Annotated in this window: 16 protein-coding genes; 13 read left to right on the plus strand and 3 right to left on the minus strand. The window is 67.1% G+C overall.

Annotation, left to right across the window (positions count from 1 at the left end):
- Positions 1 to 595 precede the first annotated feature (595 nt).
- Positions 596 to 1939, minus strand: a complete 1344-nt coding sequence (gene aspS, locus ABD115_RS01490; protein WP_343957453.1) for an aspartate--tRNA(Asn) ligase — start codon at positions 1937 to 1939, stop codon at positions 596 to 598.
- Positions 1940 to 2130: 191 nt separating this feature from the next.
- Between aspS and ABD115_RS01495 the strand changes: the two genes are divergently transcribed.
- The 5 genes from ABD115_RS01495 to ABD115_RS01515 are packed head-to-tail and all read left to right on the plus strand — an operon-like array spanning position 2131 to position 6904.
- Entirely contained in the window at positions 2131 to 3003 is an 873-nt protein-coding gene (locus ABD115_RS01495) for a transporter substrate-binding domain-containing protein (RefSeq protein WP_343957455.1), read from the plus strand.
- 18 nt (positions 3004 to 3021) lie between these two features.
- On the plus strand, positions 3022 to 3840 hold the full coding sequence (locus ABD115_RS01500) for an amino acid ABC transporter permease (RefSeq protein ID WP_343957457.1): 819 nt from the start codon (positions 3022 to 3024) through the stop codon (positions 3838 to 3840).
- Positions 3837 to 4598 (plus strand): amino acid ABC transporter ATP-binding protein, encoded by a 762-nt coding sequence (locus ABD115_RS01505; protein ID WP_343957459.1) that lies wholly within the window; start codon positions 3837 to 3839, stop codon positions 4596 to 4598. Before ABD115_RS01500 ends, ABD115_RS01505 begins: the two co-directional genes overlap by 4 nt.
- A gap of 24 nt (positions 4599 to 4622) precedes the next feature.
- Positions 4623 to 5711, plus strand: a complete 1089-nt coding sequence (locus tag ABD115_RS01510) for an LLM class flavin-dependent oxidoreductase (protein ID WP_343957461.1) — start codon at positions 4623 to 4625, stop codon at positions 5709 to 5711.
- A complete protein-coding gene (locus ABD115_RS01515) occupies positions 5708 to 6904 on the plus strand; it encodes a GNAT family N-acetyltransferase (protein ID WP_343957463.1) in 1197 nt (398 codons plus the stop codon). The genes ABD115_RS01510 and ABD115_RS01515 overlap by 4 nt, the downstream gene beginning before the upstream one ends.
- A 200-nt stretch (positions 6905 to 7104) precedes the next feature.
- Here ABD115_RS01515 and ABD115_RS01520 read toward each other — a convergent pair whose 3' ends face one another.
- A complete protein-coding gene (locus ABD115_RS01520; protein WP_343957465.1) occupies positions 7105 to 8226 on the minus strand; it encodes a mannose-1-phosphate guanylyltransferase in 1122 nt (373 codons plus the stop codon).
- Between the two features lie 187 nt (positions 8227 to 8413).
- Here ABD115_RS01520 and sdhC point away from each other — a divergent pair, with 187 nt between their 5' ends.
- Genes sdhC through ABD115_RS01540 form a run of 4 tightly spaced genes read left to right on the plus strand, consistent with a single transcriptional unit; the run spans position 8414 to position 11944 of the window.
- Positions 8414 to 8830 (plus strand): succinate dehydrogenase, cytochrome b556 subunit, encoded by a 417-nt coding sequence (sdhC, locus tag ABD115_RS01525; RefSeq protein ID WP_343957467.1) that lies wholly within the window; start codon positions 8414 to 8416, stop codon positions 8828 to 8830.
- Positions 8831 to 8850: 20 nt separating this feature from the next.
- Positions 8851 to 9294, plus strand: a complete 444-nt coding sequence (locus ABD115_RS01530; protein WP_343957469.1) for a succinate dehydrogenase hydrophobic membrane anchor subunit — start codon at positions 8851 to 8853, stop codon at positions 9292 to 9294.
- Between the two features lie 46 nt (positions 9295 to 9340).
- Positions 9341 to 11173 (plus strand): succinate dehydrogenase flavoprotein subunit, encoded by a 1833-nt coding sequence (gene sdhA / locus ABD115_RS01535; RefSeq protein ID WP_343957471.1) that lies wholly within the window; start codon positions 9341 to 9343, stop codon positions 11171 to 11173.
- 3 nt (positions 11174 to 11176) lie between these two features.
- Complete coding sequence (locus ABD115_RS01540; protein WP_343957473.1) at positions 11177 to 11944, plus strand: succinate dehydrogenase iron-sulfur subunit; 768 nt, start codon at positions 11177 to 11179, stop codon at positions 11942 to 11944.
- Positions 11945 to 12014: 70 nt separating this feature from the next.
- On the opposite strand, the gene ABD115_RS01545 is transcribed toward ABD115_RS01540, so the two are convergent.
- Positions 12015 to 13745 carry a sigma-70 family RNA polymerase sigma factor gene (locus ABD115_RS01545; RefSeq protein WP_343957475.1) on the minus strand — a complete coding sequence of 577 codons (1731 nt, stop codon included), beginning with the start codon at positions 13743 to 13745 and terminating at the stop codon, positions 12015 to 12017.
- 290 nt (positions 13746 to 14035) lie between these two features.
- Here ABD115_RS01545 and ABD115_RS01550 point away from each other — a divergent pair, with 290 nt between their 5' ends.
- The 4 genes from ABD115_RS01550 to purE all read left to right on the plus strand — a co-directional run bounded on the left by ABD115_RS01550 (position 14036) and on the right by purE (position 23065).
- On the plus strand, positions 14036 to 20275 hold the full coding sequence (locus ABD115_RS01550) for a DUF5979 domain-containing protein (protein WP_343957477.1): 6240 nt from the start codon (positions 14036 to 14038) through the stop codon (positions 20273 to 20275).
- Positions 20276 to 20345: 70 nt separating this feature from the next.
- Positions 20346 to 21290: a YihY/virulence factor BrkB family protein gene (locus tag ABD115_RS01555; RefSeq protein ID WP_343957479.1), complete on the plus strand. Its 945-nt coding sequence runs from the start codon at positions 20346 to 20348 to the stop codon at positions 21288 to 21290.
- A 58-nt stretch (positions 21291 to 21348) separates the two neighbouring features.
- Entirely contained in the window at positions 21349 to 22533 is a 1185-nt protein-coding gene (locus ABD115_RS01560) for a 5-(carboxyamino)imidazole ribonucleotide synthase (protein ID WP_382389516.1), read from the plus strand.
- 22 nt (positions 22534 to 22555) lie between these two features.
- Complete coding sequence (gene purE, locus ABD115_RS01565; RefSeq protein ID WP_343957483.1) at positions 22556 to 23065, plus strand: 5-(carboxyamino)imidazole ribonucleotide mutase; 510 nt, start codon at positions 22556 to 22558, stop codon at positions 23063 to 23065.
- Positions 23066 to 23152: the final 87 nt, after the last annotated feature.

Genomic DNA, 23152 nt, shown 5'->3' on the forward strand with positions numbered 1-23152 from the left:
GACGGGGCTTCGGACTCGGATCGCCGCGTGCATGCTAGCGCTCGCCCTCGGTGCTGTTGCGCTCATGCCCTCCGAGGAGTCAGCTGCTGCCTGGGTGGATGCTGAAGCGGGGCGTGCCTCATTCGCGGCAACCACAGTTCCGACCCCAGAGCCACGTACCGCGAAATGTGGGTTTGACCCCGGCCTACTCGGGGCAACACCGAAGCTCACACTCGAGTGGCGGGTTCCAGCCGGAGCAACCGGGTACACCATGGCAAGCGCTGAGTATGGGCACTTGGCGAATGGCGGTCTCACTCCGTTGACATCGGCGCTGCTGGGGAGCGTGACGGTGACAGGTACGCCGAGCGCAGCAAAGGTTGAGTTCAACCTCGGGCTGCTCGGCGGGTTGTTGGGCGGAGGAGCAACAGTGGCGGTGAGGCTCACCGGTGCGGGGGGCTGGAAATCAGCTTGGCTGGTTGCCACCGGTACGAGCGGAATTGCAGGGTTAAATGCTGACTGCAAGTGGAGCACGTTGCCACCGACATAGTCGGGCCATGAAACAGAAATCGGCACCCTCCGGCTGAGCGGAGGGCGCCGATTCGCGCGTGTGCTGCGCCTAGGGGAGCAGGCGATTCGGGCCGCGGAACAGGTAGGTCGTCTCGCGGATCGAGGGCTGCTCGAGCATGAGCATGAGCACGCGGTTCAGGCCCATGCCGAAGCCGCCGTGCGACGGCATGCCGTAGCGGAAGAAGTCGAGGTAGAAGCCGAGCTCCGCCGGGTCCATCCCCTTGTCGCGGGCCTGGGCCTCGAGTACGTCGATGCGGTGCTCGCGCTGCGCGCCAGTCGAGATCTCGGTGCCGCGGTAGATGAGGTCGTAGCTCTTGGTGAGCTGCGGGTTCTCCTCGTTGCGCATGTGGTAGAACGGGCGGATCGACGAATCGTAGTCCGTGAGGAACACGAAGTCGGTGCCGAACGCTTCCTTCACGTGAGCGGCGATCTGGCGCTCGCCCTCCGGGTCCATGTCGGCGTCTGCGCGGGGTACCTCGTAGCCGCGTGCCTTCACGATCTCCTTCGCCTCGGCGAGCGGGATGCGCGGGAACGGGCGTGCTGGCACCTGGAGGTCGACATTAAAGAGCTTCTGGATCTCTTCCCCGTGCTTCTCCTTCACCGCGGTGAGGCCGGCGACGATGAGCTCCTCGTGAAGCTCCATGACGTCTTCGTGTGAGTCGATCCAGCTGAGCTCGGTGTCGATCGAGGTGAACTCGGTCGCGTGGCGCGAGGTGAACGAGTGGTCGGCGCGGAAGGCTGGGCCGACCTCGAAGATGCCGCCGAAGCCGGCAGCCTGCGCCATCTGCTTGAAGAACTGCGGGCTCTGCGCGAGAAACGCCTTGCCCTCGAAGTACTCGACCTCGAAGAGCTCCGCGCGCGACTCCGACGCCGACGCCATGAGCTTCGGGGTCTGAATCTCGATGAAGCCGCGCTCAACCCAGAGGTTGCGCAGCGCGTGGAGGAAGGTGGTCTGCACGCGGAACACGAGGTTCTGCTCGGGGCGGCGCAGGTCGAGGAAGCGCCAGTCGAGGCGCACGTCGATGTTCGAGTCGTCTGCGACGGGGTTGTCTGGCAGCGCCTTCGTGACGACCTCAATCGTCTCGATCTGAATCTCGACGCCACCGAGCTTCACGCGCTCGTTGTGCTGCAGCTCACCTTCAACGGTCACGAAGGTGCCGTGGGTGAGCTCGGAGATGGTGGTCGTACGGGGCACGAGGATGTCGGAGCGCGGGTTCTCTGGGTCGGGCTCGCGCAGCACGCCGCCGTTGACGAGCTGCACTGCGCCCGACTCGTCGCGGAGCACGACAAACTGCACGTACCGCTGGTCGCGTACCTTCTCAACCCAGCCGGATACGCGTACGGGGCCGTCTTCGCGGGCGGCCAGGTCCTTAATCAATACACGCTCAGTCACCCCCACAGTCTACTTGCCCTTCGCGTGGGCTTCTTGCGGTCGCGCGCGAACCCGCTCGAAGCGCAAAATCCCACCCATGACATAATTTGTAACAATGGGAGACATTGCTTGTGGTTATGTTTGATTGCTTCCTAATCTGGGCGAGGCGCAGTCGCGACGACCCCGTCGCTCGCCACCCGAAAGGAACCACCATGAACCGCTTCGCTCGCACCACCCTTGTCCTCGGCACGCTCGCGGCCGTCGCAATGGGCGCGACGGGTTGCGCGGCGGCGGAGAAACCGGCGGCGGCCACCGGCCCAGAAACCCAGCAGCTGCTCGTCGCGACGGGCGCATCGCCCAAGCCATTCACGTTCCTCGACGAGAACGACGAGCTCACCGGCTACGACATCGAGATCTTGAAGCTCGTCGACGAGAAGCTCGACGACATCGAATTCGAGTTCCAGGTTGCTGAGTTCCCGGCGCTCTTCGCTGGCCTCGACTCCGGCCGATTCAATATCGTCGCGAACAACCTCTCGGCAACCGACGAGCGCCGCGAGAAGTACGCCTTCAGCGACCCCTACATCGAGGCACAGTTCGGCGTCGCGGTCGCGGAGGGCTCCGAGCTCGAAGGGGCCACAACGCTCGACGAACTCGCTGGCAAGCGAACCTATGGCGAGCCCGGCCTGAACTTCACCAAGATCCTCGAAGCGTTCAACGAGGCGAACCCCGACAAGCAGATCGACATTCAGTACTCCGAGCTCGACCTGCAGTCGCAGTACAAGCAGCTCGCAACGGGCGGCGTCGACTTCATCTTCAGCGACAAGGTCGTCTACACCGGGTACGCGGCGGGGCTCCCCACCACCTTCTCGCAGCTCGACGGCGAGAAGCTCGTCGAAGACTTCGGCACGAACCTGTTCTCGGCCTACGCCGTCTCGAAGCAGACGCCAAACGTCGACGCGGTCGTCGAGAAGATCAACGGTGCGCTCACCGAGCTGCGCGAAGACGGCACGCTCACGAAGCTCAGCGAGCAGTTCTTCGACGGCCTCGATGTGTCACCGAAGACGCTGCCCCAGAACGAAAAGTAGGGGCGGGGCCAAGCGCCAATGGACACAATCATCGACTTTCCCGCGATCGGGAAGTACGCGATCGACCTGCTCCCGTACATCCCGGTCACGATCGCGCTCGCCGTCGTCGCGACCGTGCTCGGCACCGCGCTCGGGCTGCTGCTCGCGCTCATCAAGATCGCGAAGGTCCCGGTACTCAGCCAGATCTCCGCGGTGCTCGTCTCGTACCTGCGCGGCACCCCGCCGCTCGTGCAGCTGCTGCTCAACGTGAACGCTGTGCCGATCGCGATCCTGTACATCAACCACGCGTTCGGCACGAGCTTCGACGCGCTGGGGCTGTCGCCCTTCCTCGTCGCGGCGTTCACGTTCGCGCTGACGGAGGCTGCGTACAGCTCGGAGACGATCCGCGCCGCCCTCATCTCGGTGGATCGCCGCGAGATCGAAGCCGCACACTCCCTCGGCATGACACCGTGGCAGACGCTGCGCCGCATCACGATCCCGAACGCGACCGTGGTCGCCTTCCCAACGCTCGTGAACCACTTCATCGGCATGCTCAAGCAGTCATCGCTCGCGTTTGTGGTCTCCATCGTTGAGATCACGGCCTACGCGAAGATCCTCGGCGGCCGCGACTACCGCTTCTTCGAGGCCTACCTCGCGACAGCGATCATCTACTGGGTCCTCACCGTGATCGTTGAGCAGGCCGCCAGGGCGATCGAGGCGCGCATGGAGAGGCCAAGGCCCGCGGGGAAGGCCCGGAGGCCGCGCCCCGATGCAACACCGGGATCCGCCGTAACCCCGGGATCCGCTCCAACCCCGCGATCCGCCGTAACATCGCAACGAACAGAGGTGCCAGCATGATCGCCCTCGAACACATCAGCAAGTCGTTTGGTGATCGCGTGATCCTCGACGACCTCTCGCTCGAATTCGCGCAGGGCGAGGTCACCGCGATCGTCGGGCCATCGGGGGCTGGCAAATCAACCCTGCTGCGCTGCATCGACTTCCTCGAACGCCCAGACAGCGGGCGGGTGATTGTGGGGGATCTCGCGGTCGATGCCCAGACCGCGACGCGCGCCGAGATCCTTGAGCTGCGCAGGCACACCGCAATGGTGTTTCAGCAGTTCCAGCTTTTCAGCCGCAAGACCGCGCTCGAGAACGTCGCCGAGGGGCTCCTCGTGATCCGCGGGCTCGACCGGCGCGAAGCGGAGCGCGAGGCGCTCGTGCAGCTTGACAGAGTCGGCCTCGCCAGTCACGCCAAGCACTACCCGTCGCAGCTCTCGGGCGGGCAGCAGCAGCGCGTCGGCATCGCGCGGGCGCTCGCCATGAAACCGCGGGTGCTGCTGCTCGACGAGCCGACGAGCGCGCTCGACCCTGAGCTCGTCGGCGAGGTGCTCCAGACGATCCGCGGCATCGCGGCAGAGGGGCAGACGATGGCGATCGTCTCGCACGAGATGCACTTCGTGCGTCAGCTCGCAGACCGCGTCCTGTTTCTCGAGGGCGGGCGGATCGTGCAAGATTCGCCACCCGAAGCATTCTTCGGCCCCGCCGCGCACCCGCGCACGCTCGCGTTCCTCAACGACTACCACCTCGCCCACGGCGGGCTTGAGTACCAAATCTGATTGACCTACCCAGGAGATATTCCAATGACTTCCACCACCCCGGCCACCGCGCGCCGCCCACTGCGGCACCTCGGCTTCATTCACCTCGTTCCCTTCGACCGCGACAACCCGGCCCGTGGCCTTGAAGAGGGCATCGAGCTCTTCGAGTACGCCGAAGAGCTCGGGCTCGACAGCGGCTGGGTGCGCACCCGCCACCTGCAGTACGGGCTGTCATCGCCCGCGACCTTCTTCTCTGCGGTCTCCCAGCGCACGAAGCGCATCGGGCTCGGCAGCGCCGTGATTCCGGTCGGGCATGAGAACCCGTTCAGGCTCGCGGAAGACCTCGGCGTCGCCGACGCGCTCTCCGGCGGGCGCGTGCTCCCCGGCCTCAGCGTCCACCCGCCCGGGTACAGCGACGAGGCGAACGATCTCGTCTTCGACACCGGCTGGCGCGGTGAAGACTACGGCTACGGGCGCATCGAACGACTGCGCTCGCTGCTCGCCGGGGAGCCGGTGCGCGAGGTGCCGCCCTACAACGGCATCGGCGGCGACTTCGATTCCGAGCGAGTCGAGCCACACAGCGCCGGGCTCTCTGAACGGCTCTGGTACGGCGGCGGCTCGCTCCGCTCGGCCAAGTGGGCAGGGCAGGCCGGGCTCAACTGGCTCGTCAGCAACATCAGCTCGGCAGAGGAGGGCCGCACCGATTTCGCAGAGGTGCAGCGCGCACAGATCGACGCGTTCAGGTCGCTCCACCCAGAGGGAGACGCCGCCCGCGCCTCGGTCGCCCGCGTGATCGTGCCAACCGACGGGGCGAGCCCCGAACAGCTCGCAAAGTACCGCGCCTACGCAGACGCGCGCACCCCGCGCACGAAGAAGGTGCACGGCAAGAACACGATCATCGCCCCCGACGTGCTCGGGTCGCTCGACGAGATCGTCGCATTCATCGAACACGACCTCGCGTTCAACGCGGCAGACGACTACCTGTTCGAGCTGCCGTTCGAGTTCGATCTCGCCGACTGGAAGCACATTCTGCACCAGCTCGCCACCCGCATTGGCCCAGCGCTCGGGTGGCAACCGGCCGGTGCGTCGCAGTCCGCGCGGCAGGCCCCGGACCATACGGAGCAGGCAGCATGAGCGGGCAGCACGGCGCCCAGCTAGCCGCCGCGACGGGTGCGGCCGCCACGCAAGGCGAGGCGCTCACGATCCGCCGCGCACGCGCAGACGAATACGCGGCGATCGATCAGCTCGTCACCGAGGCCTACGCGCACGATTACGGCGCGCGCGAGAGCGGTGGCGACCCGCTCCACGAGTCGGCCGTGCGCGACCGCGATTTCGAGGTGTGGGTCGCAGCATCTCAGACCAACGAACTCGTCGGCAGCGTGACACTGAGAAAGGCAGGCGGCCCATCGCTGCACGAGGACGTCGCCGAGCACGAACTCGACCTGCGCCTGCTCGGTGTCTCGCCGGGCGCTCGCCGCAGGGGAGTGGGAGCCGCGCTCATGCGGCACGCCGCGACCGTGGCGGCCGAGCGGGGGTTCGCCGCGGTCGTCTTGAAGACGGCGCCGAACATGACGGGGGCCCACCGGCTCTACGAATCGCTCGGCTTCGACCGCACCCCGGCACGAGACGGGCTGTGGATCGGCGGCAACCGCATCATCGACCTCTACAGCTACGTGCTGCCTGTTGCCCCTCCGGCGGTCGCCGGTGCGGCTGTGCACGAAAGCTTCGGTGCGGCTGCCGCTGCGCTCGTGAGCGCCGACACGAGCGACCCCGGTGTCGCGCGCGGGGTGCTCGGGCGCTTCCCGACGGGCGTCGTCGTCGTGACTGGTGGGGCACCGGGTGCCGCGCGGGGGGCCGAGGTGGGGGCCGAGGCGGGGCGAGAAGGTGCTGCAGCGTCAGATGCCGGGGGCGGGGTCGAGCCCGCGGCCCTCGTGCTGCAGTCGTTCGTGTCGCTGTCGATCGATCCACCCCGCGTGCTGCTCTCTGTCGGCAGGGCGTCGACAAGCTGGCCGCGGATTGCCGCCGGCGGCACGTTCAGCGCGACGGTACTCGCAGACGACCAGGGTGCACTCGCCAGGCGGATAGCGCATCCGGGCACGGCGTCGAGGCGCGCCAACAAGCTGCTGGGCGTGCCCGTTGTGCCCGCGCCGCGGCTGGGGCACCCGGTGCTCGTTGACGGCGCGGCCTGGTTCGAATGCTCGATTACCGAGGAGTTCGACGGAGGCGACCACCGCATCGTCGTCGCCGATGTGCTTGGCTTCGGGCACCTCCCGGCCGCGGAGCGCCCGCTCGTGTTCGCGGGCTCCCGCTTCGCCGGGCTCCGCTAGGGCGCCAGACCCCGAGCCCTGCACTTCCCTCCGAGGCCACCCCGTCGCCTGTCGTCGTTCGGGGTGGTTCTCGGAGAGAACTGTAGGGGTCGCCGGCCCGGGCCGGGTGAGGCCGGGCCGGGCGGGCCGGAGCCGGGCGGGCCGGCCGGGCCGGAGCCGGGTGGCCCGGGCCCGACCCGGCCGGGCGCGGGCCCGGCGGCCTAAAGGAGGTGGCCCCCGCCCGACACCTTCATGCGCTCGACCAGGCGCTTGACGTCTTGCGCGCGCTCCTTGGTGGTCACGAGCAGCACGTCTGCGGTGTCGACAACGACGACGTCTTCCATGCCGACGAGCGCGACGAGCCGGTCGCTCTCAGACACCACGATGCCGCTCGACGCGTCTGAGAGCACCTGTGCGCCGTCGCCGAGCACGGCGAGGTCTGATGGCCGGCCGCGGGTGAGCAGGTTCGCGACCGAGGCAAAGTCGCCGACGTCGTCCCACTCGAAGTGCGCGGCGACGCACACCATCTTGCCCGCGGCGGCCGCCGGCTCGGCAACCGTGTAGTCGATCGCGATCTTGGGCAGCGTCGGCCAGAGCCGCTCGCGCACCTCGGCGCCGCGCTTCTTGCCCCACGAAGCCGCCATCTCGCGCAGCGCGTCAACCATCTCGGGCTCGGCGAGGGCCATCTGGTCGAGCAAGACGCTCGCCTTCGCGATGAACATGCCTGCGTTCCAGAGGTAGCCGCCCGCCTTGAGATAGGCCTCTGCGGTCTCGGCGTCAGGCTTCTCGACGAACTCGGTGACGTCGTAGAGATCGAAGGGCGCAAGGTCGGTGCGGGCCTCGCCGCACGAGATATAGCCGAAGCCGGTCGACGGCTGCGAAGGATGTATCCCAATCGTTGCAATGTAGCCCTGATCGGCAGCGCGCACGGCTGTCGCGACCGCGCGACGGAACAGCACATCGCCGCGAATGACGTGGTCTGCGGCGAACGATCCGAGAATGGCATCGGGGTCACGCAGCTCCAAAATCGCCGCGGCGAGGCCGATCGCGGCGGAGGAGTCTTTCGGTTCGCTCTCGGTGACGAGATTCTCAGGGAGGATCTCGGGGAGCTGCTCGAGCACTGACTCTCGGTGCGCGTTTCCGGTGACCACCATGATGCGCTCGGCTGGCACGATCGGGCTGAGTCGCGACCACGTGGCCGACAGGAGCGAGTCGCCGGCGCCGGTCAGGTCGAGGAGAAACTTCGGCGCGTTGGCGCGGGAAAGCGGCCACAGTCGCGAGCCGACCCCGCCTGCAGGGATGACGCAGGTGAGGCGGTCGAGCGCGGGGTTTGGAGAGGTCATACCGCCATACTAATGACTGCCGATGAGCCTCTGGTGGTCGGCGACGCGCGCCGAGGTGTTCGAGAGAGTCCCAGAGAGTGCCATAATGGAAGTCGCAGAGAATTCTCAGCAATGTGGCGTGCCCGCATATCGGGTGCCTCCTCAAATAGATGTTGACTCTGTTGCGTGACGACCAAGGAGGAAGCTCGTGTCAGCCCTACCCGCTGAAGCCGCTCCGGCGGCGAAGAAGAAAGCCCAACGCGGCGGTACCCTCTACCGTGGCAACGAGGGCATGTGGTCCTGGGTGCTGCACCGCATCACGGGTGTAGCCATCTTCTTCTTCTTGCTTGTGCATGTGCTCGACACCGCGTTGATTCGTGTGAGCCCCGAGGCGTACAACGCCGTCATGAGCGCCTACAAGACCCCGATCATGGGCCTGGGCGAATCGGCGCTCGTCGCGGCGATCGTGTTCCACGCCTTCAACGGCCTGCGCATCATTCTTGTTGATTACTGGAGCAAGGGCGCGAAGTACCACAAGGTGATGTTCTGGGTCGTGATCGCGATGTGGGCTGTGACGATGGCTGGCTTCCTGCCGCGTCACCTGATGAACGTGTTCAGTCACTAAGCGAGGGCGGAGTAACAATCATGGCTATGACAATTGACGCGCCCCGCGCGAAGACCCCGGCGAAGAAGAATACCAACTGGGAGAAGTGGGGCTGGATCTACATGCGAGTGTCGGGCGTGCTGCTCGTCGTGCTCGTGTTCGGTCACCTCTTCTCGAACCTGATGATCGGCGACGGCATCAGCGCGATCGACTTCGGCTTCGTTGGCGGCAAGCTCGCGAACCCGTTCTGGATGGTGTGGGACCTGCTGCTGCTCTGGCTCGCGCTGATTCACGGCGCGAACGGCATGCGCACGATCGTGAACGACTACGTCACGCGCCCCCGCCTGAACAAGGTGCTGCGCACCCTCGTGTGGCTCTCTGCCGCGCTCCTGATCCTCCTCGGCACCCTCGTGATCTTCACGTTCGAGCCGTGCCCGCCCGGGGCTGACCCGGCGCTGGTCGCATCATTCTGCGCCACCCGCTAAGCGGTCTGGCACCAGAGACGTTAAGAATTCAGAAGTAAGGAATCCAGTGACCACGAACACTCATGAGGGCGAAGACGTCACCGTGAAGGACGGCGTGACCTATCACCAGTTCGACGTTGTGATCGTCGGTGCTGGCGGTGCGGGCATGCGCGCGGCAATCGAGGCTGGCCCCAAGGCCAAGACCGCGGTTATCTCGAAGCTCTACCCGACTCGCTCGCACACCGGCGCCGCCCAGGGCGGCATGGCGGCTGCGCTCGCCAACGTCGAGGAAGATAACTGGGAGTGGCACACCTTTGACACGGTCAAGGGTGGCGACTACCTCGTTGACCAGGATGCGGCCGAGATTCTCGCGAAGGAAGCGATCGACGCGGTCATCGACCTCGAGAATATGGGCCTACCGTTCAACCGTACGGCTGACGGCAAGATCGACCAGCGTCGCTTCGGTGGCCACACTCGTGACCACGGCAAGGCTGCGGTTCGCCGCGCCTGCTACGCCGCCGACCGAACCGGCCACATGATTCTGCAGACGCTGTTTCAGAACTGCGTGAAGCTCGGCATCAACTTCTACAACGAGTTCTACGTGCTCGACCTCGTGATGACGGGTGAGGGCAAGGATCGCAAGCCCGCGGGCGTCGTCGCCTACGAGCTCTCGACCGGTCAGCTGCACGTCTTCCAGGCAAAGTCGATCGTGTTTGCCACCGGCGGCTTCGGCAAGATCTTCAAGACGACGTCGAACGCGCACACCCTCACCGGTGACGGGGTCGGCATCATCTGGCGCAAGGGCCTGCCGCTCGAGGACATGGAGTTCTACCAGTTCCACCCGACGGGCCTGGCCGGCCTAGGCATCCTCCTCACCGAGGGTGCGCGCGGTGAGGGCGCGATCCTGCGTAACGCGAGCGGCGAGCGCTTCATGGAGCGCTACGCGCCGACGATTAAGGATCTCGCGCCGCGCGACATCGTCGCCCGCTCGATGGTGCAAGAAGTGCTTGACGGCCGCGGTGCCGGCCCGAATAAGGATTACGTCTACCTCGACTGCACCCACCTGGGCGCCGAGGTGCTCGAGACGAAGCTGCCAGACATTACCGAGTTCGCGCGCACCTACCTGGGCGTCGATCCCGTCGTTGAGCCGGTCCCCGTGTTCCCGACGGCGCACTACGCGATGGGCGGCATCCCGACCAACGTCGACGCTGAGGTGCTCATGGACAACGACACCGTTGTTCCCGGCCTCTACGCCGCCGGTGAGTGCGCCTGCGTTTCCGTGCACGGCTCGAACCGTCTCGGCACGAACTCGCTGCTCGACATCAACGTGTTCGGCAAGCGCTCGGGCAACGCGGCTGCCGACTACGCACAGACCGCTTCGTTCGTCGATCTTCCCGCCGATCCCGCCAAGGAGATCCGAGAGCTCGTCGAGGGCTTCCGCACAGGCACCGGCACCGAGCGCGTCTCTGACATTCGTCGCGAGCTGCAGGAGGCCATGGACCGCGGCGCACAGGTGTTCCGCACCGAAGACTCGCTCACCGAGGTGCTCGGCGTGATTCACGATCTGCGCCTGCGCTACAAGAACGTCGGCGTGCAAGACCGCGGAATGCGCTACAACACCGACCTGCTTGAGGCGATTGAGCTCGGGTTCCTGCTCGACCTCGCGGAGGTGCTCACCTACACGGCGCGCAACCGCAAGGAGAGCCGCGGCGGCCACATGCGCGACGACTACCCGGATCGCGATGACGTGAACTACATGCAGCACACGATGGCGTACCTCACGGGCGACCCGCACTCGGCGAACCCAGAGGATCACATCCGGCTTGATTGGAAGCCGGTGACCGTTGTGAAAGATGAGCAGGGCGAGTTGCGTTACCCGCCGCTGGAGAGGAAGTACTAGAACATGAGTGCTGTCACTACTGAGGCGCCAGGTCAGAACGTCGTGGAAGAGATTAAGCCGTTCAATGTCACCCTGCTGATTCGCCGTTTCGACCCCGAGTCGGGCCGCGACGCGTACTGGGAAGACTTTGACGTCGAGATGTACCCGACCGACCGCATTCTCGATGCGCTGCACAAGATCAAGTGGGACATGGACGGCACGCTGTCGTTCCGCCGCTCGTGCGCGCACGGCATCTGCGGCTCGGACGCGATGCGCATCAACGGCCGCAACCGCCTGGCCTGCAAGACGCTCGTGAAAGATCTTGACGTCACGAAGCCGATCTACGTTGAGGCGATCAAGGGCCTGCCCCTTGAGAAGGACCTCATCGTCGATATGGAGCCGTTCTTCGCGTCGTTCCGCGAGGTGCAGCCGTTCCTCGTCGCGAGCACTCCCGCCGAGCCCGGCAAGGAGCGCATCCAGGACATCGCTTCGCGCGAGCGCTTCGACGACACCACGAAGTGCATTCTGTGCGCCGCGTGCACCACGTCGTGCCCCGTCTTCTGGACAGACGGCCAGTACTTCGGCCCGGCGGCGATCGTGAACGCGCACCGCTTCATCTTCGATTCGCGAGACGACAACGCGCAGGTTCGCCTCGACATTCTCAACGACAAGGAAGGCGTGTGGCGCTGCCGCACCACCTTCAACTGCTCGGAGGCATGCCCGCGTGGTATTCAGGTCACCAAGGCTATCGCCGAGGTCAAGGCCGCGATCCGCACCGGTGTGACGGTGTAGCACGCACGTCGCCGCTGCGCAGCAGCAACGAAGAACCGCCCGGGCGCTTAGCGCCCGGGCGGTTTTCGTCTTACTGCGCCTCGCCTGGGCGAACGCAGCTAATCGAGGTGTCGATCGGCTGCCAGGTCGACATGCCTCGCGAGGGGGTGATGAGGCGCATCTCGAGCGCCACGTCGCCGAGCGCCTTGCCCGGGAAATGCTCGCCCCAGGCCGGCAGCAGTGTCGGGTCTGGCGCGTACCAGCCGGTGTGCGGCTCGGGGTCGGTGCCCGTGAGAAAACCGACGTCGAACGTGTTGCCGTGGGTATCGTCGAACTTACCGTCGACGAAGAGGTTGCCCGGTTGGCCCTCGAACGCCGGGTCGTACATCGGCTGCATGAGCGACACGGGTGCCTCGCCAGGCAGGCTGCCCCGCAGTTGGAGAATGCCGTAGCGAGTCGCGGTGCCGATAAATGCGTCGCCCGGGTTCAGGCACTCGAACCCGACGCGGAGCCAGCGGTTGCCGGTCTCGGGTGGAGTGACAGGCGGCAGCACGGGTGGGCGCACCGACGGGCCGGGCGGGGTGGGTTCGGGCGCGACCGGCACGACGTCGGGCACGGCGGGCGGGCGGATCGCGGTGAGGTCGGCTGGCTGCTCCTCGTGCTCCGGCTCCGCTGCTTCTGAGCCGCGCTTGGCAGCATCCGGCGAGTGCCCGCCGCCAGAGCGCTGCGGTTCGTCGACCGACTGCTCGATGCCGCCTGGCCCGACGTCTGTCGAAGGGGGAGCCGCCCCCGTGAGCGAGAGCGAGACGACGGTCACCCCGACGATTGCCGCGGTGACGAGCCCTGCACCGGTCGCGATCACTGCCGGCAATCCGATGCCACCGATGACGCCGGTACTCACCGACGCCGCAGTGCTCGCGCCCGCGGCGCCGGCGGCCGATGAGCTGCCCGCCCCCGCGGTTCCCGCGGCCCCGGCGGCTCCCGCGGCCCCGGCGGCACCCGCCGCCCCGGCGAGGCCAATCTGGTCGGCGAGGCCGAGCTGCTCGGCGAGCATGCCCGTTCCGGCGCTGCCGAGCGTGCCCCACATGAGCACGAGGCCGAGCCGCCGGTTGAGCGTCGCCGACTCTGCCGCTGCCTTGGCGCACGATTCGCACTCGGCGAGGTGGGCCGTGATCTCGCGGGAGCGCTTGGCGGTGAGCTTGCCGCGCTGGTAGCGCTGCAGCTGTTGGAGCGTCGAGCGGCAGGCCTCTTCCGTTGCGTCACGGTTTACGTGCTCGTCAACCCAGGCGGAGCGCAGGGCGTCGCGGGCGCGGGCGGCAAGCGCCGAGGCGCTGTTCGGGGAGAGACCGAGTAGTGGTGCGGCCTCTCGCGGCGGCATGCCCTCGACCTCGGTGTACCAGAGGGCGGCCCGCCAACGCGGGGAGAGCGTCGCAAATGCCTGAGCGGCCGCCTTGAGGTCGAACGCGGAGTCGTCCCACGGAGCTGTTTCGCTGAGGTCGGGCACGTCGGGAAGCTCGCCCGCGGCCTGCTCACCGGCCCGAAAGCGGTTCGCCGCGGCCGAGCGAATCACCTGGTACAGGTACGGGCGAAACGCGCCCTCTGGCCCGCGCCCGTCTCGCACGAGCTCGAACACCCTCAGGTAGGCCTCTGAGACCAGGTCGTCGGGGTCGAGCGATGGCGCCAGGTTCTTCGCGGCGACAATGCCGGCGAGGCGATGGCGCTCCCACAGCTCGCCAAAGGCGGCGCGGTCGCCGTCGCGGGCAGCTTCGAGGAGTTGCCCGTCGGATAGCGACGCAAAACGATGCTCGCCTGTTCTTCGCACGAAACCCCCCAAAAGACGCGACAGATCGCGTGTGTTGAAGCTCGTGCGACGCGCCACTCGGGGTGACACGCCCGAGCCCCCAATTAAATCCCCACTAGCCAGTATCCGTGATTTTGCTGAAAAGTGCAGAAACGAGCCGCCTCGAAAGAAATCTTTTTCGAACGCGCGTCACGATTTGCCCGGTTCGCCGTATTAGGGGGTGCCGGGCTCATGCGCTGTCGCGAGGGGCCCGATCTTGTCGTGCTGGGGGGTACGACACAACACAGGGGGAAACACTAGTGGTATTTGACGTGCTTCGTGCAGGTAAGCCGGGGAAACGGGCTAGGCGGGCGTTTGCGAAAACGCTCGCGGGGGGAGTCGCGGCGCTGCTCGCCGCGACCGCGATGGTGGCAAGCGGGGGAAGCCTTGCCGCCGTCGCGAGCGAGGGCGCCTCGCTCATGCTCGTAAAGCAGGTGAAGCAGCTCGACGGTGAGTACACCGACGCGGTGCGCGACCTGCGCCCCGGCGACTCAGTGTCGTACTGGGTCGAGTTTCGGGTCAACGACGCCGACGCCGACGCGCCGGTGCGCGTGGTCGACGTGCTCCCCGCGGAGTTCGCCGGCTGGGAGATCACCGGGCTTACCGCCGTTGTCGGCGGCAGCGTGACCGGTGTGACCCTCGACCTGCCGGGGGTCACCTCCGGCGCCTCCCCGGAAGCACCACTTGCCGGCACCGTCGGCCAGTCGGAGTCGGAGCGCACGATTACGGTCGGCGTCGCGCAGCCGGTGCAGCCAGGTGCAGGCAACTCCTCGGGGCTCGGCATGTCGACCCGTGACACGGGTGTGCTCGAGTACACGCTGAAGGTGCCAGAGCACCTCTCAGCCGACGACCCGATGCTGCGGCGAGACCTGACGAACACCGCCACGTTCTCGGCGAAGGCCGGCGAGCAGCCGCTCCAGACCTCCGACACCGCGATTATCGCGATCGACAACCCGGTGCGGGTCGACGTCACCCCTGCAAAGACCTGGGAGCCAGCCGAGCAACACTTCGAGCCCGGCCTCGCCTCGACCCTCACGATCGGCGCAACGCAGGCCTCCAACGTCGAGGCAAGCACGCTCACCCTGCAAGACCCGGCTGACGAGGCACTCGCCCCGAACGGGGCCACCGAGCTGCCAGCAGCGAACCCGTTTAACTACGTCGACTTCGCCGGCTTCACCGCGCCGAATGACCCGACAACAAACCTGCCGGCCGGCGCAACAAGCGCCACCGTAGAGGTCTACCGGCTGGTAGCTGGTAGCTGGAACTGGGTGGAGTGGGACGCCGCGACACCGAACGAAGACATCGCGGGCGTTCGCCTGAGCTACGCGGGCGAGATTCCGCCGGGCGCAAGCGTCTCTCAGCCGTTCTCCGTGACCCAGCGGGCCACGCACCGCGCGACGGGGGAGAGCATCGCCGAGGGGTTCAAGACCTCCAACGAGGTGCGCGCCACCGTGACCGTGCCCGGCGAGGAGCCCGTATCGAAGCAGGCTGAGGCGCCGTTTACCGTCGCACCAGAGACCATCGCGGTGAACGCGCAGAAGCGCTTCATGGCCCTCCCAGACGGGGCAGAAACGACCCAGCTCACTGGCGTCACCGCGGGCGACAGCGTCGGCGTCGTGCTCCGCGCATCGAACCAAGACGCGCCGGCGAGCGCGCCGCTCGACAGCCTGACCATTGCAGAACCGGGGGAGGGGTCGAGCGACCACTTCTTCGGCGAAAACCTGATCTTCGCGGGGTTCGACTCCTCAGCTCCCGAGCAGGTGTGGCCCGCGGGAGCCGAGCGCGCAAAGCTCACCTGGACATACGCCGACGGCTCAACTGAGGTCGTCGACCTCGACGCCCGGGCGGCACTGCCATCGCCGGCCGCGGGTAAGACTGTGGCGGGCTTCGCGCTCACGTTCACCGGGGCGATCGCGACCGGGGCGACGAGTGAGCTGCGCTACAAGCTCGACTCGAACCCCGCAGAGTCGTTCGTTGCGGCCGGCGGCAAGACCGGTCACCTGCTGAACAGCATCGACGTCACCGGCACGCGCGGCAAGAACCCGCCCGCGACGACCGACGCCGAGGCCACCGTCGCCTACGTTGCACCTGGCATCGATGCGAAGATCACCAAGCGCGTCGGCCCGCGGGTCGTGACCCCCGGCCAAGACGTTGTCGCTCAGCTCGACACCGAGGTGAAGACGAATGGCGGGCGCACGCAGCCGACCGAGATCGTCGTTGAAGACGTGCTCGGCGAACCGGGTACCTTCTGGGATGCGTTCGACGCGAAGCAGGTGCTTCCCCCGATCGCCCGCCCGGCAAACAGCGGCACGCCCGTCACGCAGGCCGACCTCGAGATTCGCTACCAGAACGCCGCGGGCGAGTGGAAGACGCTCGCGAAGAACCCCGCAGACGATGCACCAATCGACATCCCTGCCGGAGCCACGGGCATTCGCTTCGTGTACACGAACGAGGCGGGTTTCTCGCAGACCACGCTCGTGAAGCCGAATATCTCGTTCACGGCGCGCGCCACGCTGCGCAGCGACGACTCGACGCCAACGGCTACCGAGTTTGAGAAGGTGGAGCAGTACGCGAACACCGCGACAGTTGAGGCGACGGGTAAGCTCGGTGACCGCGTTGTCACCGACACTGATTCGAGTACCGTGAACGCGGGCATTCGCCCGAACCCGAACGGCCCCGGCCCCGGCGTCGACGGCTCGATCTGGGCGTCGAAGCAGTGGAGCCACGCAGGGCTCATCTCGCAGTCAGGTGCGAAGACGACAACGACGCAGTCGTGGGCGCTGACACAGGGCAACTACCCTACGGTGGAGCTGCAAGACCCGGCGAAGCCGACCGCAAGCGGTCAGGGCACCGTGTTTGAGGCGTTCGACCTCACGCGGGTGCGCCCGATTCACTTCGAGAAGGGCGACGCGAAGGCCGCCTACGACCCGATGCTGCGGTGGGATGAAGTCACCGCTGTCGAGCTGTGGGATGGCGCTGAGTGGCAGCTCGTCGCGGCGCCCGAGACCGGCTGGATGGATGCGAAGGGCTTCGTCGGGTACACCCTGACCAAGGAGCAGCGAGCCGAGACCCTCGGCGTGCGCCTCGTGCTCGGCGAGAACACGGCGGCACGCGAGGCCGCGCACAGCATGGCAGACCCCGACCTCACCGTGCCGGCCCCCGGCACGGGCGTGAGCGCCTCGGGTGAGATTCGCAGCTACCAGCTCGATTGGCAGTTGCGTGACCGGGCTCGCACCAGCGACGGCTCAGTGAAGTGGGTGAAGGAGCACGGCACGCAGTTCAACTGCGAGCCCGACGGTTGCATCGACAACACGTTCACCGTCACGGCGAAGCCTGAAACTGGCGGCCCGATCACTGCCGGCGCGAACGACGCGATCCAGCTGCTCGACGGCGTTCCCAACGTCACGCTGACAAAGAGCGTCGAGGCGCTGCCCGGCGGCACCGCGGGCGACAGTGTGCGCATGGTCGCACCCAACGCCGGCGAGGTCGCGGCGAGCGACTACCCGCGCGCCAGGTTCTCGCTCACTGCGCGCAACGCCTCCGACGCCGGCGAGGCGGCCGAGGGCACGGCCGGCCGCATGAAGCTCGGCAAGATTCGCGTTACTGATACCGCGAACCCGGCGAGCGAAGATACGCTCGGCATCGATGACAGCCCGTTCGCTGGGCGTGATTTCGTAGCAGAAGCTGGCTCGCCCGAGGGCAACCACTTCAACGTCTTCTCCCTCACTGGGGTGAGTTACGGGCAGCTGCCGGCCTCGATCGACACCGCGGAGAGCGTCGTTGAGCTGTGGCTCGACAACGGCACCGCGGCCGGCACGACCCAGACGTGGTCGCTGCAGCAGGTGCTCGACGGTAACGCCGACTTCATTGCAGCGCTGCCGAACGCAATCGGCATCGCCACGACCTACTCGGGCACGAACCCGAAGGAGCTCGGCAACCGCATCGCAACCGGCGACGATCTCGTGATGCACCTCGACGTGCAGCTGCGCGAGACCGAGCGAGTTTCGGGCGGCCCGGTGCGCGGCGGCGCCAAGGGTAGCGTGCTCGAGCAGCCCAACGTGGCAATCGCGCGCGGCTGGGACGCGGTCGTGAACCCCGAGGCGCAACCGACGCGCCGCGACGACGCGACGGTCGAACTCGTGCAGGCCGCGGTAAACGTTGGGCTCGCGAAAAATGTTTCGGTGATTCACCCAGACGGATCGAACGACACCGTCTACGAGAGCGACCCCGAGGCGATCGTTCGCGTCGACCTTGTCGCCAACCCGAACGGCTCGACGGCGCCGCTGAACAACCTGCGCATTCAGGACACGACGAAGGCATTCTGGGAGCGATTCCAGCTTGTCGGGTTCGATGCGCCAGCCCTGCCGCAGGGAGCCGACCGCGCCCGCGTCGAGGTGCTCGTTGATGGCGCGTGGGTGAGCTACGCGAACTTCTCGGGCAAGGTGAGCGACATCAGCGGTGCCGCGGTTGTCTTTGATCGCGCTGACGGCGCGGTCTTCCCGCAGGGCGCCGCGTCGTGGAACGCGTCGTGGGGCAGCGCCAAGCTGTCGCTCCAGGTGAAGCTCCGCGAGGGCAGCACGGTGAACTGGAAGTCTGACACGGTGAAGAACCGCGCGACCGTTGTTGCTGAGAACACGCAGTTCGGCAGCGCTGACGACGACGCCGACGACGACGTGCGCTTCTCGCCAGGTGAGCACAAGCTGAAGGTCGAGAAGCGTGCCCCGAACGATACGTCGACACACCAGGTCGAGGCGCTCTCGAGCGCACCGTGGAAGCTCGTATTCACGAACACCGGCACGAGCCTCTTGCCCATCACTCAGGTCACCGACGCACTGCCGGCCGAGCTGAGCTGGGACGGGGTCGCGCCGACTGTGACGAGCCAGTCGACGACGGGTGGCACCACGAGCCTCGGCACAGCGCCCAAGGTCACGCTGTCTGACGACGGCCGCAACCTCGTCTTCGACTGGGGCACGAACGCCAAGATGCAGCCTGGCGAGCAGGTGACGATCTCGCTGGGGCTCATCATGGAACCGATGGCGGCCGGCAAGCGCGCCGTCAACGAGGTACGTGTCGAGACCGGCGTTGAGCTCACCAGCTGCGAGCAGCCGAGCGAGTTCGGTCAAAACCCGACCGCGTCTGACAGCCCGAATATCTGCTCGAACACGAACTACGTGCAGCCGCGCGTTGGTACCGTCGTCGGCGCCAGAAAAACCGTTAGCGGCGAGTCTGTGCCGACGCTCGGTGAGCAGCTCGTCTCGGGCGCGCTCGACACAACCACGGGCGAGGAGTGCGGGCCGGGCAACTACCTGCCGACCGGCTCCGACTACACGCGCAGCCCGTGTGCCTCGTACACCGCGGTGGGTGCGACCGACACGTGGAAGCTCGAGAACATCAACTCGGGCACGAACCCGCTGTCGCGCATGACGATCGTCGACATGCTGCCCACTCCCGGCGACCGCATGCTCGCGGGCGGTGCTACGCGCGGCTCGACGTTCGCGCCAGTGCTCGCCGACCTCGAGAACATTCGCGTCACGGGGCTGCCGAAGGGTGCGACCTACACGGTCGAGCTCACGAGTAACGCCCAGGCCTGTGTTGGATCGAGCGGCGAAGGCTCGCTGTGGGCGAGCGACCCCGAGTGCGCTGACACAACGGCGAACCCCGCGAACCAGTGGGTTGAGCTCGCGAAGTTCACGGGGGCCGCTCACGAGGTCGCAGGCCTGCGCGTGCAGGTCGACATGACCGCGACCCCGCTTGAGCCGGGCGGCACCATCTTGCTCGAGTTCGAGACCGTGAACCGTGTGGTCGACGCCTCTGCGAGTGCGCTGCAGCCAACCCTCGCGCAGTTCACCGAACAGCAGTTCGCTTGGAACCAGAACGGCGTCGTCGGCTGGGACGAGAGCGGAAACCGGGTTCGACTGCCAGCCGCGCCCCAGCGCGCGGGCGTCACGGTGAAGACCGGATCGCTCGTCGTCTCGAAGCAGACGACGGGGCTCGCTCAAGATCGCGCCCCCGAGAGCTTCACGATCGAGCTCTCGTGCACCGTGCCGAGCGGCGCGGCATCGGGGCCCGAGCGGGTTGCCCTCGACCTGGGCGACCGGGCGCTACTCACCGTTCCCAAGAATGGCGAGGTCACCGTTGATGGTGTGCCAATCGGGGCCGACTGCTCGGCTCGAGAGACCGGCGCGCTCGGTAACTTCGGCGAAAACACCAGGGCGATCGATCTCGCCCCCGGCGTCACGCCGTCGGCTGACGGCATGAGCGCCGAGGTAAAGATTCGCGAGCAGCACGACGCGGGCCCGGTCGCGGTCTCGTTCGTGAACGGCTACGCCCCGGTTCCGCCGGTGCCGCCGACGAACCCGAAGGTGCCAGGCACCCCGGGGCTGCTCCCCGAGACCGGTGGCAACGGTCTGAGCCTGTTCGTGCTCGCCGCGGTGCTGGTGGCGCTCGCAGGCGGTGCCTTCGCCGTCGCGGGCGGGGCGCGTAACAGGCGCGGATCGCACGGCGCTCGCTGACCCGAGGCCTTCGTGCACACGCGGGCGGTCACCCCTACCTGGGGTGGCCGCCCGCGCTACACTCGCTGACATGAGGGAAACCGCGCAGCCAGGAGTCATCGCCCGCGGAATGACCCTGTGGCAGCGCCTGCAGCGCACGCGCCCGTACCGCACCTTCTCGCACTTCACCGACGTCGGCGGCAGTGTGCTTTCTGGCGGCATGAGCTATCAGGCGCTGTTCGCCGTGTTCGCCGGTCTGCTCGTCGGCTTCAGCATCTTCGGCATCGTGCTGCGAGGCCAGCCAGAGTTGCTCGCCGCGATGATCGAACAGATTAACGTGTTCGTGCCCGGCCTGCTCGGTGATGACGACGCGGCCGTGCCGGTGAAGTCGCTCTTCACGACGCGCACGCTCGACTGGACGACCCTCATCGCGGGCCTCTCGCTCGTGTGGATCGCGATCAACTGGTTCACGGGCACCAGGCGCTCCATTCGCATCATCTTCGGGCTCGAGGTCAAGGAGTACCGCAACGCGGTGCTGCTGAAGATTCGCGACCTCGCCCTCGCCGTGGGGTTCTTTCTCGCGATCATCATCTCTGCAGTGCTCGTGCTTGTCAGCTCCAATCTCACGGACATGCTGCTGTCGTGGCTCGGGGTCAGCTCCGAGAACTGGTTCTTTGGTGGGCTCGGTACCGTGGTGCGCTACGGTGCGATGTATCTCTTCGATGTGCTCGTGCTCGTCGCGATCCACCGCTACCTCGCCGAGGTGCGCATCGGCTGGTGGAATCTCGTCACCGGCTGCATGCTTGGCGCCGCGGCACTGTTCGGCCTGAAACTGCTCGGCACCGCGCTGCTCGGCGGCGCGACAAGCAACCCGCTCCTCGCGCCGTTCGCGATCTTCGTCGGCCTCCTGCTCTGGTTCAATTTCATCTGCCGGGCGCTGCTGCTCACCTCAGCGTGGATAGCGACGGGGCTCGACTCAGAGCTCGGCCTCCCTGAGAACGCGGAGGCTGGCAGCGCGATCCGCCTGCTCGAATAGCGCTGCGGGTGCGCTCGCTCGACATCGCCCGCAGGCCCCGCCCTCGCGTAGGCCGCGAATGCGGCAGAATAGAGGGGTGAGCGAAAATCGGGATGTTGCTGCTGCGAAAACCTCTGTGCGCGTCGGCGTGATTGGCGGTGGCCAGCTGGCGAGAATGATGGTGCCGCCCGCGATTCACCTCGGCCTCGAGATCTCGGTGCTCGCAGAGACCGAGGGCATGAGCGCGGCCCGCGCAGCCGACATGGTTGGCGACTACCGCGACCCCGAGACCGTCTACGCCTTCGCTGAGACGGTCGACGTCGTCACGTTCGACCACGAGCACGTGCCGCACGAGATCTTGCTCGAGCTTGAGCGTCGCGGCAAGGCAGTGCACCCCAGGCCGCACGCGCTGCAGTACGCGCAAGACAAGATCTTGATGCGCGAGAAGCTCGCCGCGCTCGGCGTGCCCATCCCGGCGTGGGCGGCCGTCGCAGACGAGGCCGCGCTGCAGGAGTTCATTGACGAAAACGGCGGCCGCGCCGTCGTGAAGACCGCCCGCGGCGGCTACGACGGCAAGGGTGTGCGCGTTGTGTCGCAGGCCGAGGAGGTGCGCGACTGGTTCACCGCGCTCGCTGAAGACGCGCGCGGGGGCTTCTTGCTCGTCGAGGAGCTCGTCGACTTCACTCGCGAGCTCGCGCAGCTCGTCGCGCGCCGGCCGTCGGGGGAGACCCGGGCCTGGCCGCTCGTCGAGACAATTCAGCAAGATGGGGTCTGCGCAGAGGTGCTCGCCCCCGCCCCCGTCTCAGACCGGGCTACCGCCGACGAGGCTGCGCGTATCGGCGCGATCGTCGCCGAGGGCGTCGACGCGACCGGCGTGCTCGCAGTCGAGATGTTCGAGACGCGCGACGGTCGCGTGCTCGTCAACGAGCTCGCGATGCGCCCACACAACTCGGGCCACTTCTCGATCGAGGGCTCGATCACGAGCCAGTTCGAGCAGCACCTTCGCGCCGTCACCGACCTGCCGCTCGGCGACCCTGCGATGGCCGCGCCGTTCGCCGTGATGGTGAACGTGCTCGGCGGCCCCGAGGAGGGGCCGATGCCCGTGCGCTACGCAAGCGTGTTGGCCGCGCACCCGTCGGCGAAGATTCACAGCTACGGCAAGCTCCCGCGGCCCGGCCGCAAGGTCGGCCACGTCACCGTGGTTGGCGCGTCGCTCGACGAAGCGCGCGCTGAGGCGCGGGCGGCGGCCGACGGCTTCGCCTAGACGCGCCCGCTACGATGGAGGCATGAGCGAAGCAACCCCCCTCGTCGGCGTGATCATGGGCTCCGACTCCGACTACTCGGTGATGCAAGACGCGGTGGCAATGCTCCGCGAGTTCGGCATTGCGCACGAGGTCGAGGTCGTGAGCGCGCACCGCACGCCAGACAAGATGGTGAGCTACGCGCGTGACGCTGCCGATCGCGGCCTGCGCGTGATCATCGCGGGTGCCGGCGGTGCCGCCCACCTGCCAGGCATGGTCGCGTCGATGACCTCGCTGCCCGTGATCGGCGTGCCGGTGCCGCTCGCGAAGCTCGACGGGATGGACTCGCTGCTGTCGATCGTGCAGATGCCCGGGGGCATTCCCGTCGCGACAGTCTCCATTGGTGGCGCAAAGAACGCCGGCATTCTCGCCGCGCGCATCCTCGCGACGAGCGACGACGCGCTGCGCGCGACGCTCGACGAGTATGCCAGGGGCCTCACCGACATGGTCGAGGGCAAGAACGCGGCGCTCAAGGCGCGCGTCGCGGCCGAATAGGGGCAGCGGCGCAGGCTCCGCGCGTTGGAGCCCGCTGATAGAGGACGAAGCTCGACGGGCGTGGGCATCTGGCCTGGCTGCCGCACT

Source organism: Leucobacter albus (assembly GCF_039528015.1).
GTDB lineage: Bacteria > Actinomycetota > Actinomycetes > Actinomycetales > Microbacteriaceae > Leucobacter > Leucobacter albus.

Coding starts and splice junctions, on each gene's coding strand:
- ABD115_RS01495 (WP_343957455.1), top strand. CDS start 2,131: ATGAACCGCTTCGCTCGCACCACCCTTGTCCTCGGCACGCTCGCGGCC.
- ABD115_RS01500 (WP_343957457.1), top strand. CDS start 3,022: ATGGACACAATCATCGACTTTCCCGCGATCGGGAAGTACGCGATCGAC.
- ABD115_RS01505 (WP_343957459.1), top strand. CDS start 3,837: ATGATCGCCCTCGAACACATCAGCAAGTCGTTTGGTGATCGCGTGATC.
- ABD115_RS01510 (WP_343957461.1), top strand. CDS start 4,623: ATGACTTCCACCACCCCGGCCACCGCGCGCCGCCCACTGCGGCACCTC.
- ABD115_RS01515 (WP_343957463.1), top strand. CDS start 5,708: ATGAGCGGGCAGCACGGCGCCCAGCTAGCCGCCGCGACGGGTGCGGCC.
- ABD115_RS01520 (WP_343957465.1), bottom strand. CDS start 8,226: ATGACCTCTCCAAACCCCGCGCTCGACCGCCTCACCTGCGTCATCCCT.
- ABD115_RS01530 (WP_343957469.1), top strand. CDS start 8,851: ATGGCTATGACAATTGACGCGCCCCGCGCGAAGACCCCGGCGAAGAAG.
- ABD115_RS01540 (WP_343957473.1), top strand. CDS start 11,177: ATGAGTGCTGTCACTACTGAGGCGCCAGGTCAGAACGTCGTGGAAGAG.
- ABD115_RS01555 (WP_343957479.1), top strand. CDS start 20,346: ATGAGGGAAACCGCGCAGCCAGGAGTCATCGCCCGCGGAATGACCCTG.
- ABD115_RS01560 (WP_382389516.1), top strand. CDS start 21,349: ATGCGGCAGAATAGAGGGGTGAGCGAAAATCGGGATGTTGCTGCTGCG.
- purE (WP_343957483.1), top strand. CDS start 22,556: ATGAGCGAAGCAACCCCCCTCGTCGGCGTGATCATGGGCTCCGACTCC.